Below are 14,595 nucleotides of genomic sequence, written 5' to 3' on the forward strand. Positions count from 1 at the left end.
GGGTCAGTGCCGGGGTGTGGACCGGCTGCCCGGCTGTGGACGCCCGGCAGCGGGCCGGCGGCGGTCGTGCTGGGTCAGTCGGCGGCCTTGCTGGCGCTGCCCTGCGAGGCGGCCGGCGCCGGGGAGGACGTCGAGGAGGAGGAGCCGCCGGAGGAGGAGTCCTTGCCGCCGCTGCCGCCGCTGCCGCCGTTGCCGCCGCTGCCGGAGGACTCCTTGGCGGCCGCCGGGGTGCTGGTGCTCTCGGTCTTGCGGCTGTCGGTGCGGTAGAAGCCCGAGCCCTTGAAGACGACGCCGACCGAGCCGTAGACCTTGCGCACCGGCGAGCCGCACTCCGGGCAGGTGGTCACCGCGGCGTCGGTGAACGACTGCACGACCTCGAACTCGTGCTTGCCCTCGGGGTTGGTGCAGACGTACTGGTAGGTGGGCACAGTGCTGCGAACTCCTCGTCGGTGACCGGGCCGGGCTGGCACTCACCGCCGGCGACTGCCAATGATGCGCCGTCCGGCCGCCCGCCGTCCACGTGGTGGCGGGTGTCGCCGTCGCGCGGGTGACGAGCGTCTCCCCGATCGGGGCGCCGGGCACGGCTCCCGACGAGGCCCGCCGGCTCAGCGCACCTGGTTGATCCGCACCAGGTTGCCCGCCGGGTCACGGAAGGCGCAGTCGCGGATCCCGTAGGGCTGCTCGATCGGCTCCTGGACGACCTCGGCCCCGCGCGACGTGAGGGCGGCGAAGGCGCCGTCGAGGTCCTTGGTGGCCAGCACGATGATCCCGTAGGTGCCCTTGGCCATCATCTCGGCGATGGTCCGGCGCTCGTCGTCGGTGATGCCGGGGTCGGCCCCCGGCGGGTACAGCACGATCGACGGGCCGTCGGCGTCAGCGGGCGCGACGGTGATCCAGCGCATCCGGCCGGACCCGACGTCGTTGCGGACCTCGAAGCCGAGGACGTCCCGGTAGAAGGTCAGCGAGGCCTCCGCGTCCTCGTGCGGGAGGAAGGTCGAGTGGATGGCGATGCCGGTGATGGTGCCGGTGATGGTGCCGGTGGTGTCCATGACCGTCACGCTAGGGGCGGGCGGGTGACCTGCGCTTCTCTGTTCCTGACCGGTCTGGTGACCTGTTTCGCCACGCACGAGGGCATCCCCGCCGCCGCGTGCGCCGCCCGCCGGTAGCTGCTGGGCGGCACGCCCACGAGCTCGGTGAACCGGGTGCTGAAGGTGCCCAGCGACGAGCAGCCGACCGCGAGGCAGACCTCGGTGACGCTCAGGTCGCCCCGCCGCAGCAGCGCCATCGCCCGCTCGATGCGACGCGTCATCAGGTAGGCGTAGGGCGACTCGCCGTAGGCCCGCTTGAACTCGCGGCTGAAGTGGCCGGCCGACATGTGCGCCCCGCGGGCGAGCGCCTCGACGTCCAGCGGCTGTGCGTACTCCCGGTCGATCCGGTCGCGGACCCGCCGCAGCAGCGCCAGGTCGCGCAGCCGCTGCGGGTCCACGACGGGTCCCGGTGTCGGGGGAGGCGGCGGCACGTCCGCATCCTCCCGAGCCGGACCCTGGGTCGTCCACATCCCCGGGCCCGCGGGGACGGGCTCATGCGCCCACGTAGGTGGCGAGGTGCTCACCGGTGAGCGTGGAGCGGGCGGCGACCAGGTCGGCGGGCGTGCCCTCGAACACGATCCGGCCGCCGTCGCGGCCGGCGCCGGGGCCCAGGTCGATGATCCAGTCGGCGTGCGCCATCACCGCCTGGTGGTGCTCGATGACGATGACCGACTTGCCGGAGTCGACGAGCCGGTCGAGCAGGCCCAGCAGGTTCTCGACGTCGGCCAGGTGCAGGCCGGTGGTCGGCTCGTCCAGGACGTACACGCCGCCCTTCTCCGCCATCCGGGTGGCCAGCTTGAGCCGCTGCCGCTCGCCGCCGGACAGGGTGGTGAGCGGCTGGCCGAGCGTGAGGTAGCCGAGCCCGACGTCGGCCAGTCGGTCCAGGATCGTGTGGGCGGCCGGCGTGCGCGCCTCGCCGCCGCCGAAGAACTCCTCGGCCTCGTCCACCGACATGGCCAGCACCTCGGCGATGTCCCGGCCGCCGAGCGTGTGCTCCAGCACGGAGGCCTGGAACCGCTTCCCCTCGCACTCCTCGCAGGGGGACTCCACGGTGGCCATGACACCCAGCTCGGTGTAGATGACGCCGGCGCCGTTGCAGGTCGGGCAGGCGCCCTCGGAGTTGGAGCTGAAGAGCGCCGGCTTCACCCCGTTGGCCTTGGCGAACGCCTTGCGGATGGGGTCGAGCAGCCCGGTGTAGGTGGCCGGGTTGCTCCGCCGCGAGCCGCGGATCGCACCCTGGTCGACCACCACCACGCCGTCCCGGGTCGCGACGGAACCGTGGACCAGGGAGCTCTTCCCCGACCCGGCCACGCCGGTGAGCACCACCAGCACGCCGAGCGGGACGTCGACGTCCACGTCCCGGAGGTTGTGGGTGTCCGCGCCGCGCACCTCGAGGGCCCCGGTGGGGGTGCGCACCGAGGACTTCAGGGACACCCGCTGGTCCAGGTGCCGGCCGGTCAGCGTGCCGCTGGTGCGCAACCCGTCGACGGTGCCCTCGTACACGATCTCGCCACCGCCGGTGCCGGCGCCGGGGCCCAGGTCGACGACGTGGTCGGCGATCGCGATCGTCTCGGGCTTGTGCTCGACGACGAGCACGGTGTTGCCCTTGTCGCGCAGCTGCAGGAGCAGGTCGTCCATCCGCTCGATGTCGTGCGGGTGCAGACCGATGGTCGGCTCGTCGAAGACGTAGGTGACGTCGGTCAGCGAGGACCCCAGGTGGCGGATCATCTTGGTGCGCTGGGCCTCACCGCCGGACAGCGTCCCCGCCGGCCGGTCGAGGGACAGGTAGCCCAGCCCGATCTCGGCGAACGAGTCGAGCAGGTGCCGCAGACCGGTGAGGAGCGGGGCGACGGAGGGCTCGTCGAGCGCGTGGACCCAGCCGGCGAGGTCGCTGATCTGCATCGCGCAGAGGTCGGCGATGTTCCTGCCCTCGATCGTCGACGACCTGGCCTGCGGGGTCAGCCGGGTCCCGTCGCACTCGGGGCAGGTCTGGAACGTGATCGCGCGCTCCACGAAGGCGCGGATGTGCGGCTGCATCGCGTCGACGTCCTTGGACAGCATCGACTTCTGGATCCTCGGGATCACACCCTCGAACGTGAGGTTGATGCCCTCGACCTTGATCTTGGTCGGCTCCTTGTGGAGGAGGTCCTGCAGCTCCTTCTTCGTGTACTCCCTGATCGGCTTGTCCATGTCGAAGCCGGCGCCGCTGAAGATCCGGCCGTACCAGCCGTCCATGCTGTAGCCGGGGACCGTCAGCGCCCCCTCGGCCAGCGACTTGCTCTCGTCGTACAGCGCCGTGAGGTCGAAGTCGGAGACCGAGCCCATGCCCTCGCAGCGCGGGCACATGCCGCCCATGTAGACCTCGTCCCGCACCACGGCCTTCTCGACCCGGCCGCCGGCCTTCTCCGTGCTCATCACCCCGCTCGCCCTCCGCGTCGGGACGTTGAACGAGAACGCCGTGGGGGGACCGATGTGCGGCGTGCCGAGCCGGCTGAAGAGGATCCGCAGCATCGCGTTGGCGTCGGTGGCGGTGCCCACGGTGGAGCGGGGGTTGGCGCCCATCCGCTCCTGGTCGACGAGGATCGCCGTCGTCAGGCCCTCCAGCAGGTCGACCTCCGGCCGGGCCAGCGTCGGCATGAAGCCCTGCACGAAGGCGCTGTAGGTCTCGTTGATCAGCCGCTGGGACTCCGCGGCGATCGTGTCGAACACCAGCGAGCTCTTGCCCGAGCCGGAGACGCCGGTGAACACCGTCAGCCGGCGCTTGGGGATCTCGACGCTGACGTCCTTGAGGTTGTTCACCCGCGCGCCGAGCACCCGGATCAGGTCGTGGCTGTCGGCATGGTGCACCGCGGGGGTCTGCGGGTCCGTGCTGGTGGCCGTGCTCATCGTCTCTCCTCTGTCCGGCGGGCCGTCCGCACCAGGCGGTGTCCCTCGATCGGGCGCGCACGGCGACGGTCCGCTGTCTACCGGATCGCGGCGCCCAGCGGGCGGATAACGTCGGGCCGTGGACACCCCGTGGCTCGACGAACAGCAGCAGCGCACCTGGCGTGCCTGGCTGGCGGTGACCGAGCTGCTGCCCCGCACGCTGGACGCGCAGCTGCAGCGCGACGCCGGGCTCACCCACGCGGCCTACGTCGTGCTCGCCATGCTGTCCGAGGCGCCGGACCGCAGCCGCCGGATGAGCGACCTAGCCCGGACGGCGAACCAGTCGCAGAGCCGGCTCTCGCACACCGTGGCCCGGCTGGAGGAGCGCGGCTGGGTGCGCCGGGTCCGGGCCACCGAGGACCGGCGGGGCAACGTCGCCGTCCTCACCGACGCCGGCTGGGACGTCGTCTCGCGGGTGGCGCCCGGGCACGTGGCCGCGGTGCGCGAGGGTCTGTTCGCCGCGCTCAGCCCCGCGCAGACCGACGCCCTGGAGGAGGCGCTGGGCGCGGTCCTCGACCGGCTGGACCCCGACCGCACCCTGCGGGTGCCCGAGGCCGGCTGACCTCCCGGGAAGCCCGTCCACCGGGACGGCGTTGACGTCGGTGATGTCCGAGACCCCGCTGCCCCTGTCCGTCCTCGAGCTGGCCACCGTCGGGTCCGGTCAGTCGACCGCCGACGCGCTGGCGAACACGGTGCGCGTGGCGCAGGCCGCCGACCGGCTGGGCTACCGGCGGATCTGGGTGGCCGAGCACCACAACATGCCGGCCGTGGCCAGCACCAACCCGCCGGTGCTCATCGCCCACCTCGCGGCGGTGACCGCGCAGATCGCGGTCGGCTCGGGCGGGGTGATGCTGCCCAACCACGCCCCGCTCGTGGTCGCCGAGCAGTTCGCCCTTCTGGAGGCGCTGCACCCGGGCCGGATCGACCTGGGGATCGGTCGGGCGCCGGGCACCGACCAGCACACCGCCCTCGCGCTGCGTCGGGACCCGAAGGCGCTGTCCGCCGAGGACTTCCCGACCAACCTGCTGGACCTGCTCGGGCTCTTCGGTGACGAGCGGGTGGAGGGGGGGCTGGCCGAGCGCTTCCGCGCCACGCCGGCGGCGGTCACCGCGCCGCGGGTGGTGCTGCTGGGCTCCAGCGGGTTCTCCGCGCAGCTCGCCGGGCAGCTCGGCCTGCCGTTCACCTTCGCCCACCACTTCGGCAACCCGAACACGGTCGCGGCGCTCGACCTGTACCGCGAGACGTTCGTGCCCTCCGCCGTCCTCGACCGGCCGTACGCCGTCGTCACCGCCAACACGCTGGTCGCCGACTCCGACGAGGAGGCCCGCCGGCTCGCGCTGCCCGGTCAGCTGATGCGGCTGTCCATCCGCACCAACCGGCTGCGGCCGGTCCCCAGCCTGGAGGAGGCCGTCGCCGACCCGGAGCGCGCGGCCGCCGAGGCGATGCCCAGCAACGCGATCATCGGCGGGCCGGGGTCCGCGGTCGCCGCCCTCCGGCAGCTGGCCGCGGACACCGGCGCCGACGAGCTGATGGTCACCGCCTCGACGCACGGGGTCGCCGAGCGGCTGCACAGCCTCGAGCTCCTGGCCCAGGCGTGGGGCCTGCCCGCGGCGGCGCGCCCGGCCGCCTGACCGGCTCCCGCCGAGGGTCCTCGGGCTAGGCGGCCCGCAGGACGGCGGCCTTGACGCTGGTCAGGCCGGCGCCGAGGGCGCCGCGCAGGGTGGAGCTGGTCCGCTGCTGCTCGCCCTGCTGGGCCGCCAGCACGATGAGCACCCCGGTCAGCGCGGGGTTCACCCACTGCAGCGGCTTCTGGCCCCGCTGCGCCGCCGCGACGTCCGGCGGGGTGGCGGCGTTCGGCTCGGTCGCGGTCGCACTGGGCGTCGGCGCCTGGGCCCCGATCTTGGCGCCCAGCACGCCGCTGGCCACCGACGTCCCGATGGCGGCGACGGTGAGGACGCTCTTGAGCACCGTGTTCGCCGTCGCGCCGGAGTCGGTGGCCACCCGGCCGCGGTCGGCGCGGAGCATGCCGACCGAGCCGACCAGGTGGGCGGCCATGGCCGCGCCCTGCACCGGCCACCACGCCGCCCAGCCGATCGAGGACAGCCGGGTGCGCTCGGTGCTGTCGTGCGCGGCCGCGGCGGCCTTGTTCAGGCCGACGGCACCCATCAGGTTGCCGCCGAACCAGGTGGCCAGGCCGAGGTCGTGCATCGAGCGGAGGACGGTGTGCTGGTCGTGGGACATCAGGTCTCCTGGAGGTTGCGGGCGTCAGCCGCGGGAAGAGCCGGACGGTCTCACCGGCTCCCTCCCGACCGTGCCCGATCCTCGGCGCAGCAACCCCGTCGTGAGCGGCCCACGTCACGCCAGGTGCCGGAGGCAGGTCACCGGGTCGCCGAGGAACTGCCGCCAGCCGTCGTACCGCACCAACGGCCGTCCCCCTGCACGAACGTAGGTGCGGGAGGACGGCCGTGGATCAGGTGACCTGATCACTGCTGGGCGACGGGGTCAGCGGCCGGCGTGGCCCAGGTGCCGCCACCGGCGGGCGCGGCTGCGCATCCGCTCGACGTCGTCGCGGCCGAGCAGCCCGGCCAGCTCCTCGGCGAGCACCCGGCCCAGGCGCATGCAGAACTCGACCGGCTCGTCGGCCGCGTCCGGCCGCTCGGGCACGACCCGGTCGACGATGCCGGCCCGCCACAGGTCGGTGGCCCGCACGCCCTGCGAGGCCGCCATCTCCCCGGCCCGGTCGACGGTGCGGTGCACGATCGCCGAGGCGCCCTCCGGCGGCAGCGGGCCCAGCCACCCGTTGGCCGTCGCCAGCACCCGGTCGGCGGGCACCAGGGCCAGCGCCCCGCCACCGGTGCCCTGGCCGAGCAGCACCGCCAGGGTCGGTGCGCGGAGCATCACCAGGTCCTGCAGGCAGCGGGCGATCTCCCCGGCCAGCCCGCCCTGCTCGGCCGCCACCGACAGCGCCGCGCCGGGGGTGTCGATCAGGGTGAGCAGCGGCAGCCGGAGCTCGGCGGCCAGCCGCATGCCCCGCCGGGCCTCGCGCAGCGCGGCGGGCCCCAGCGGTGCCGACAGCGACTGCCCGCGCCGGTCCTGGCCGAGCAGCACGCACGGCGCCCCGCCGAAGCGGGCCAGCGCCAGCAGCAGGCCCGGGTCGGACTCGCCGGCACCGGTGCCGTTCAGGGTGACGACGTCGGTCGCCGCCGTGCGCAGCAGCTGCCGCACCCCGGGACGGTCCGGACGCCGCGAGGCGGTGACGACCTCCCACGCGGTGCGCCCGTCCTCCGGGTCGTCGGCGTCGGTGCCGTCACCCTCGACCGGCCCCTCCACCGCTGCCCCGCGGTGCCAGGTCTCCCGGGCGGCCAGCACCCGCAGCGCCTTGTCGGCGACGTCGGCGATCTCGTCCGGGGGGACGACGCCGTCGATGAGCCCGCGCGAAGCCAGGTTCTCCGAGGTCTGCACGCCGGCCGGGAACGGGTCTCCGTACAGCGCCTCGTAGACCCGGGGGCCGAGGAACCCGATCGCGGCACCGGGCTCGGCGATCGTCACGTGACCCAGCGAGCCCCAGGACGCCAGCACCCCGCCGAAGGTGGGGCCGCGCAGGTAGACGAGGTAGGGCAGCCCCGCCTCCTTGTGCCGGGCGATGGCGGCGGTGATGCCGATCATCTGCAGGAACGCGACGGTGCCCTCCTGCATCCGGGTGCCGCCGGAGACGGGTGCGGCCAGCAGCGGCAGGCCCTCCTCGGTGGCCCGCTCCACGGCGGAGATCAACCGCTCGGCAGCCGCCACCCCGATCGAGCCGGCGAGGAAGCCGAACTCCCCGGCGACGACGGCGACCGGCCGGCCGCGCAGCGTCCCCGCGCCGGTGACCACCGCCTCGTCCTGCTGCGTCTGCTCCGCGGCCAGCGCCAGGTCGCGGGCGTAGTCGTCGTCCACGGCGCGCGGCGGCACCGGGGTGTCCCACGACCGCCACGACCCGGGGTCGAGCACCAGGTCCCGCAGGCCCCGGGCGTCGAGCCGGGAACTCACGTGGCGTGCCCGTCCTCGACGTCGTCGCCCTCGGGCTGCGGCACCCCGTCGGCCTCGCCCAGCTCCGACCCCGACAGCCAGGCCCGGACCGCCTCGCCGTCGGCGCCCAGCACCGGCGGCGGGGTGTGGTCCCGGCGGGTCGTCTCCTGCTCGCCGTCCGTGCCCGGCGTGAAGAAGCGCAGCGGCGGGCCGGGCAACGTCAGCGGCCCGGCGGTCGGGTGCTCGACGCTGATCACCAGACCCTGCGACTCGACCTGGTCCCAGGAGTAGACCTCGTCGAGGGTCCGCACCTTCCCCGCCGGCACCCCGGCCGCTGCCAGCCGGGCCAGCAGCTCGGGGGCCTCGATGTCGGCGAAGACGCCCTCCAGCAGCTCGATGACCTCCTCGCGGCGGGCGACCCGCTCGCCGTTCGTGGCGAACCCGGGGGCGTCGGCGTCCAGGCCGAACTCGGTGCACAGCCGGCGCCACAGCCCCTCGCTGCCGCAGGACAGCTGCACGCTGCCGCCGGCGCAGTGGAAGAGGCCGTAGGGCGAGATCGAGGGGTGGTGGTTGCCCTGCCCGCGGGGGACCTTGCCGCCCACGGTGTGCGCGGTCCCCTGGTAGGCGTGCACCCCGACGACGGCGGCCAGCAGCGAGGTCCGCACCACCTGGCCGCGGCCGGTTCGCTCCCGCTCGAGCAGCGCAGCCAGCACGCCGTAGGCGCCGTACATGCCGGCCAGCAGGTCGCTGATCGGGACGCCGACCTTCTGCGGGTCCTCGGGCCCCGAGCCGGTCATCGACATCAGCCCGGCCTCGCCCTGGGCGATCTGGTCGTAGCCGGCGCGGCCGCCCTCGGGGCCGTCGTGGCCGAAGCCGCTGATCGCCAGGGTCACCAGCCGCGGGTTCAGCTCGGCCAGCACGTCGGTGCCGAAGCCGAGCTTGGCCAGCGTGCCGGGACGGAAGTTCTCCAGCAGCACGTCGGCGCGGCGCACCAGCTCGGTGAGCACGGCCTTGTCCGTCTCGTCCTTGAGGTCGAGGGCGATCGACTCCTTGTTGCGGTTCGCGGAGAAGAAGTAGGTGGACTCGCGCCCGCCCGGGGTGTCGACGAACGGTGGGCCCCAGCCGCGGCTGTCGTCCCCACCGCCGGGGGTCTCGACCTTGACCACCCGGGCACCGAGGTCGCCGAGCATCATCCCGGCGTGCGGGCCGGCCAGGGCGCGGGTGAGGTCGACGACGAGGACGCCGTCCAGGGGGCCACTCACGGGGGCAGGGTCCTTCCAGCAAGATGACGGAGACGTCCGTCACCCTCTCAGAGGCCCGGGCGACCCGTGAGGCCAGCTGCCACCAGCCGGCAGACGGGCTGCGGACGCCGCCCCGGCCGGCAGGACCGTGCGCGGCGTCGCCTCACCGCTCACCACGTCGGGGGAGTCGCCCGGGGCGGCTGGCTGGTTACGCTGCCCGCCATGTCGAGTCCGTCCACCCCGAGCCAGCGCCCGGCCACCAAGGCCGTCCTCCCCGTTGCCGGGATGGGCACCCGGTTCCTCCCCGCCACCAAGGCGGTTCCCAAGGAGCTGCTGCCGGTCGTCGACCGGCCGGCGCTGCAGTACATCGTGGAGGAGGCGGCGCGCGCCGGGCTGCCTGAGGTGCTCATGGTCACCGGCCGCAACAAGGGCAGCATCGAGGACTTCTTCGACCGCACCCCGGAGCTGGAGACGGCGCTGGAGGCCAAGGGCGACCAGTCGCGGCTGGACGCGGTGCACGCCTCCACCGACGTCGCGCAGGTGCACTTCGTCCGCCAGGGCGAGGCCAAGGGGCTGGGTCACGCGGTGCTGCAGGCCGCGGCCTTCGTCGGGGACGAGCCGTTCGCGGTGCTCCTCGGGGACGACATCATCGACGCCCGCGACCTGCTGCTGGAGCAGATGCTCGCCGTCCAGGCCGAGCACGGCGGTGCCGTCGTGGCGCTGCTCGACGTCGGTGCGGAGAACATCTCCAAGTACGGCGCGGTCGCGGTGGAGGAGGCGAAGGTCTCCGGCGACACCGGGCAGGACGAGGTGTTCCGGGTCACCGGCATGGTCGAGAAGCCCCCGGTCGACGAGGCCCCCAGCTCGCTGGCGATCATCGGCCGCTACGTGCTCCCCCCGGAGGTCTTCGCCGCGATCCGGGAGACCCCGCCCGGCCGGGGCGGGGAGATCCAGCTGACCGACGCCATGCTCAAGCTGGTCGAGGACGGCGTGCCGGTGCACGGCGTCGTCTTCTCCGGCCGGCGCTACGACACCGGGGACAAGCTGGACTACCTCAAGGCCGTCGTCCAGCTCGCCGTCGAGCGGGAGGACCTGGGCCCCGCGTTCGGCCCCTGGCTGCGGGACTTCGTGGCCGACCTGCCCGCCGAGGGCGCGTCGCCGGCCTGACCGGGCCTCCCAGAGGGCACCATCGTCAGGCGCAGGTCCGTCGATCGGCGGCCGTGGTCGCGCCTCGACCACGGGGGACAGGCCCGACGGCGCGAAGGACGACGGTGGTGGGGATGAACGACGACAGCACACGCGGGTGGTTCTCCGGGGGTGGCCGGGACACCAGCCAGCTCGACCTCGGTCAGGGGCAGCTGGTCAAGCCGCGGCGGGAGGGCCAGCTGGTCACGGCTGAGCGCCCGGCGGCCGTCGGCTCCGACACGGTGCAGGTCGACCGGGAGATGTTCGCCTCCGACCGGGTCCCCTCACCGGCCATCGCCACCGGTGACCGCACCCCCGACCCGCTGGCCGACACCGGCTCGGTGGACGTCTCCGGGGTGCGGCTGCGCTCGGTCGAGCAGCACCTGGACGACATCCTGGGCGCCGTGCCGCAGCCGGCCCCGATCGAGCTCGCCGTCCTGGACGCCCAGGGTCTGCTCTGCGCCGAGCTGGTCACCAGCTCCCGCGCCCTGCCGGCCTTCGACCAGGCCGGCCTGGACGGGTACGCCGTCCGCGCCGCGGACACCACCACCGCCACGGTCGAGGTGCCGACCGTGCTGGCCGTCGTGGGGGAGACCTCCGCGGGGTCGGCCGAGACCACCGCCATCGCCGCCGGGCTGGCGCAGAAGGTGGCCGTCGGCGCGATGCTGCCGGCCGGGGCCGACGTCGTCGTCCCGGCCGCCTGGACCGACCAGGGCCTCGCCCGGGTGCAGGTCTACGCCGCGCTGGCGCCGGGCAGCTACGTCCGCCGGATCGGGGACGACGTGAGCCCCGGCGACACGGCCGTGCAGATCGGCACCCCGATCGGCCCGGCGCAGATCAGCCTGCTGGCCGCTGTCGGCCGGGAGCGGGTGGCGGTGCGCCCGCGCCCGCGGATCGCCGTGCTGTGCGCCGGGGACGAGCTGGTCGACGTGGGCGCCACCGTCGGCCCCGGGCAGCAGGTCGACGTCAACAGCTACGCGCTGGCCGCCGCGGCCCGGGACGCCGGAGCCGAGGCCTACCGCGGCGGCATCCTGCCCAACGACAGGCGCCGGATGGTCGAGCTGATCGAGGGGCAGTCGCTGCGCAGCGACGTCGTCCTGATCGCCGGCACCTTCGCCACCGGCGCACCGGACGTCCTGCAGGAGGCCCTCGACGAGCTCGGTGGGCTGTCGTTCACCCAGGTCGCGATGCACCCGGGCCCGGTGCACGCCTTCGGCACGCTGGGACCGACCGGTGTCCCGGTCATCTGCGTGCCCGGCGAGCCGGTCGCCGCGCTGGTCGCCTTCGAGGTCTTCGTCCGCCCGGCGATCCGGCTGATGCTGGGCAAGCGGCAGCTGTTCCGCCGCACGGTGCAGGCCGTCTCGGCCCAGCAGCTGCTCTCCCCGCTGGGGTACCGGCAGTACCTGCACGGCCAGGTCATGCGGCACCCCGACGGCGGGTACGTCGTGGAGCCCATCGGCGACGGCGACCAGGCGATGCTGGCCCGGATGGCCCGCGCCAACTGCCTGATCGTGGTCGACGAGGACGTCACCGAGGTGTCCGCCGGCGGGCTGGTGACGGTCATGCCGATGCTCCTCGGAGGCTGAGCTGGACCCGGCGCTGCACCCCGGCTGGCCGGCTCGGCTGGGCTGGGGACCGGTCGTCCTCGAGCCGCTGCGCCGCGCCGACGCCCGCGAGTGGGCCCGGGTGCGGACGGCGAACGAGGCGTGGCTGACGCCCTGGGAGCCGTCCTCACCGGTGCCCTGGCGCGACCGGCACACCCCGGCCGCCTACCGCGCGATGCGGCGGGCCGCCGGACGGCGGGCGCGGGTCGGGATGTCGCTGCCCTTCGCGCTGTTCGTCGACGGCCGGCTGGCCGGTCAGGTGACGGTCGACAACGTCGTCCGGGGGGCGCTGCGGTCCGGGCACCTCGGCTACTGGGTGGACTCCGCGGTCGCCGGCCGGGGGATCGCCTCGCTGGCGGTGGCGCTGGTCTGCGACCACGCCTTCGGCCCGGTCGGGCTGCACCGGCTGCAGGCCGACATCCGGCCGGAGAACGGGCCGAGCCGCCGGCTGGTCGAGCGGCTGGGCTTCCGCCAGGAGGGGTTGTTCCGCAGCTACCTGGACATCGACGGGGCCTGGCGCGACCACCTCGCGTACGCACTGCTGGTCGAGGACACCGCGGGGAGCCTGCTCACCCGGTGGCGGGCGCAGGCGCCGCGCTGAGCCGGTCGGGGGCGGCAGTGCTCCCTGATCGCTGACCCTCCGTCACCGCTGCAAGACCCGCGGCGGACCCCGACACGCCAACACATCGGGCGCGACGCGCCGACACACCGGAGAACGTCCCGGATATCGGCAGTCCAGGCGCTTACCTTGACTGCCGAGTGACGGATGTGACTCGAGTGGCCCCAGGGATGGGGCCGTCACGGTGTGCCACGGATGGATCGGGGTGGAAGTGATGGGATCGGGCGTTCTGCTGGCCGCTCTCGTCGTGCTGTGGTTCGTGGTCCTGGTGCCGATGGTGGTCACCCGGGGCGACGCACGCACGGGGACCGGCGTGGCCGACTCGGGCCGCACCCTGCAACGGCGCCGTCCGGTGGACCCGGTGGTGCACGCCGAGACCGAGCGGGTGACGATCGACCGGGCCACGCTGGTGAGCAGCGGTGAGCTCAAGGTCGACGTGCACGCGGTCCGCCGCCGCACGCTGGCCGGCCTGGTCGCCCTGGCCGTCCTGGCGCTGGTCGGCGCGCTGACCTACCGCTCCTGGCTGTGGGCGCCGCAGGTGCTCCTCGACGTCGCCGTGGTCGGCTACCTCATGGTGATCCGGGCCGCAGCGCAGCGCGAGCGGCGGGCCGCGGCCCGCCGCCGGGCCCGGGCCGCGCAGCGGCCGCGCAGCCGCGCCCCGGAGGCCTGGCCGATGCCGCAGCGGCCCGCCGCGCAGCGTCCCGCCGCCCGGCCCGGCCCGGTGGTCACCGCCGAGACCGGACCGGTCCACCCCAGCGCGCCGCTGGCCCCGGTGCACCCGCTGCGCCCCGGCCGGGTGGTCGCCGCCCGCACGCCGGTCTCGGCCGGCTGGCAGCAGAGCGCCGTCGTCGGGCTGGACGACGAGGACATCGGCTTCGCCGAGATCGACGTCTACCGGCCCCGCGCGGCCAACGGCTGACAGGAAGGACCCTCCTGGCCGCCGACCCCGTGTCGGCGCCGGGAAGGGGGACGGTAGGCTCTCCGTCCGAGGGGCTGTGGCGCAGTCCGGTAGCGCACCTCGTTCGCATCGAGGGGGTCAGGGGTTCAATTCCCCTCAGCTCCACCCTCGTCAGGCCGGGCCCATCGGGCCCGGCCTGACGCATCTCCTCAGCCCGCGCCGGGGAAGTCCGGTCGGCGTCCCTCCAGGAACGCGGTGACGCCCTCCCGGCTCTCCGGGTCCGTGGCGGACACCCGGATCAGCCGCTCCTCGTCCACGAGCTGCTCCTCCAGCGTGCGGACCGCCGCCCGGCGGACCAGCCCGCGGGTGCGCACCATCGACCTGATAGGTCCGGCCGCCACCTGGTGGGCCAGGGCGGTGACGACGTCGAGCAGCTCGTCGTCGTCGACCAGCCGGGCGACCAGGCCGAACAGGTGCGCGTCGGCGGCGCTGAGCGTGCCGTCGGTGAGCATCAGCTCCAGCGCGCGCGGTGCCCCCAGTGCCCGGGTCAGCGCCCACGACGTCCCGCCGTCGGGGGTGAGGCCGAGGCCGCCGTAGGCCGGCCGCAGCTTGGTGTTGCGGGCGCAGACCACGATGTCGCAGGCGCCGAGCAGGCCGAGCCCGGCGCCGGCCACCGCGCCGTGCACGCCGGCCACCACCGGGACCTCGCAGTACAGCAGGGCCCGGATCGTCCCGTGCCAGGTCTGCGCGAGCCGGCCGATGACCTCGGGCAGGTCGTCCGCGGCGGCCGCGAAGGCGCGGACGTCCCCGCCGACGCAGAACCTCGGTCCGGTGGCGGTCAGCAGCACCGCCCGGGCGCCGGCGGGCCGTTGCGCGATCGCTGCACCGAGCTGCTCGGCCATCGCCTGGTCCACGACGTTGCCCGCCGTGGGGTTGTCGAGGGTGAGGTGCCAGACGTCGCCGTCCAGCGCGGTGGTCACCGGTCCGGTCATCGTGGGGAGCTCCCTGTCGTCGGAGCCCTCACGCT

Annotated in this window: 14 protein-coding genes and 1 tRNA gene; 7 read left to right on the forward strand and 8 right to left on the reverse strand. The window is 74.6% G+C overall.

Features of this window, described 5'->3' with window-relative positions; translation table 11 throughout:
• Positions 1-74 precede the first annotated feature (74 nt).
• The 4 genes from FHL80_RS01335 to FHL80_RS01350 form a co-directional block, all read right to left on the reverse strand.
• Positions 75-428: an FmdB family zinc ribbon protein gene (locus tag FHL80_RS01335; protein ID WP_138731674.1), complete on the reverse strand. Its 354-nt coding sequence runs from the start codon at positions 426-428 to the stop codon at positions 75-77.
• Positions 429-605: 177 nt separating this feature from the next.
• Positions 606-1,049: a VOC family protein gene (locus FHL80_RS01340; protein WP_138731675.1), complete on the reverse strand. Its 444-nt coding sequence runs from the start codon at positions 1,047-1,049 to the stop codon at positions 606-608.
• A 5-nt stretch (positions 1,050-1,054) separates the two neighbouring features.
• Positions 1,055-1,486: a helix-turn-helix transcriptional regulator gene (locus tag FHL80_RS01345; RefSeq protein ID WP_138731676.1), complete on the reverse strand. Its 432-nt coding sequence runs from the start codon at positions 1,484-1,486 to the stop codon at positions 1,055-1,057.
• A 94-nt stretch (positions 1,487-1,580) separates the two neighbouring features.
• Entirely contained in the window at positions 1,581-3,974 is a 2,394-nt protein-coding gene (locus FHL80_RS01350; protein ID WP_138731677.1) for an ATP-binding cassette domain-containing protein, read from the reverse strand.
• A gap of 118 nt (positions 3,975-4,092) precedes the next feature.
• Between FHL80_RS01350 and FHL80_RS01355 the strand changes: the two genes are divergently transcribed.
• Both FHL80_RS01355 and FHL80_RS01360 read left to right on the forward strand, forming a co-directional pair.
• Positions 4,093-4,575 carry a MarR family winged helix-turn-helix transcriptional regulator gene (locus FHL80_RS01355; protein ID WP_138731678.1) on the forward strand — a complete coding sequence of 161 codons (483 nt, stop codon included), beginning with the start codon at positions 4,093-4,095 and terminating at the stop codon, positions 4,573-4,575.
• A gap of 43 nt (positions 4,576-4,618) precedes the next feature.
• Positions 4,619-5,644: an LLM class flavin-dependent oxidoreductase gene (locus FHL80_RS01360; protein ID WP_138731679.1), complete on the forward strand. Its 1,026-nt coding sequence runs from the start codon at positions 4,619-4,621 to the stop codon at positions 5,642-5,644.
• A gap of 25 nt (positions 5,645-5,669) precedes the next feature.
• Here FHL80_RS01360 and FHL80_RS01365 read toward each other — a convergent pair whose 3' ends face one another.
• The 3 genes from FHL80_RS01365 to FHL80_RS01375 form a co-directional block, all read right to left on the reverse strand.
• Complete coding sequence (locus FHL80_RS01365; protein WP_138731680.1) at positions 5,670-6,254, reverse strand: hypothetical protein; 585 nt, start codon at positions 6,252-6,254, stop codon at positions 5,670-5,672.
• 261 nt (positions 6,255-6,515) lie between these two features.
• A complete protein-coding gene (locus FHL80_RS01370; RefSeq protein WP_138731681.1) occupies positions 6,516-8,042 on the reverse strand; it encodes a carboxyl transferase domain-containing protein in 1,527 nt (508 codons plus the stop codon).
• Positions 8,039-9,283 (reverse strand): CaiB/BaiF CoA transferase family protein, encoded by a 1,245-nt coding sequence (locus FHL80_RS01375; RefSeq protein ID WP_138731682.1) that lies wholly within the window; start codon positions 9,281-9,283, stop codon positions 8,039-8,041. The genes FHL80_RS01370 and FHL80_RS01375 overlap by 4 nt, the downstream gene beginning before the upstream one ends.
• A gap of 201 nt (positions 9,284-9,484) precedes the next feature.
• On the opposite strand from FHL80_RS01375, the gene FHL80_RS01380 reads away from it, so the two are divergent.
• From FHL80_RS01380 to FHL80_RS01400, 5 genes are all read left to right on the forward strand, one after another.
• Positions 9,485-10,429, forward strand: coding sequence for a UTP--glucose-1-phosphate uridylyltransferase (locus FHL80_RS01380; RefSeq protein WP_138731683.1), 945 nt, complete (start codon positions 9,485-9,487; stop codon positions 10,427-10,429).
• Between the two features lie 113 nt (positions 10,430-10,542).
• Positions 10,543-12,033: a molybdotransferase-like divisome protein Glp gene (glp, locus tag FHL80_RS01385; RefSeq protein WP_216870334.1), complete on the forward strand. Its 1,491-nt coding sequence runs from the start codon at positions 10,543-10,545 to the stop codon at positions 12,031-12,033.
• Positions 12,034-12,100: 67 nt separating this feature from the next.
• Entirely contained in the window at positions 12,101-12,652 is a 552-nt protein-coding gene (locus tag FHL80_RS01390) for a GNAT family N-acetyltransferase (protein WP_281283415.1), read from the forward strand.
• A gap of 232 nt (positions 12,653-12,884) precedes the next feature.
• On the forward strand, positions 12,885-13,589 hold the full coding sequence (sepX, locus tag FHL80_RS01395; protein ID WP_138731685.1) for a divisome protein SepX/GlpR: 705 nt from the start codon (positions 12,885-12,887) through the stop codon (positions 13,587-13,589).
• Positions 13,590-13,659: 70 nt separating this feature from the next.
• Positions 13,660-13,733: transfer RNA gene (locus tag FHL80_RS01400), tRNA-Ala, on the forward strand.
• 44 nt (positions 13,734-13,777) lie between these two features.
• Here FHL80_RS01400 and FHL80_RS01405 read toward each other — a convergent pair.
• Complete coding sequence (locus tag FHL80_RS01405; protein WP_138731686.1) at positions 13,778-14,560, reverse strand: enoyl-CoA hydratase/isomerase family protein; 783 nt, start codon at positions 14,558-14,560, stop codon at positions 13,778-13,780.
• Positions 14,561-14,595 lie beyond the last annotated feature (35 nt).

This window comes from Modestobacter excelsi (assembly GCF_005930495.1).
GTDB lineage: Bacteria > Actinomycetota > Actinomycetes > Mycobacteriales > Geodermatophilaceae > Modestobacter > Modestobacter excelsi.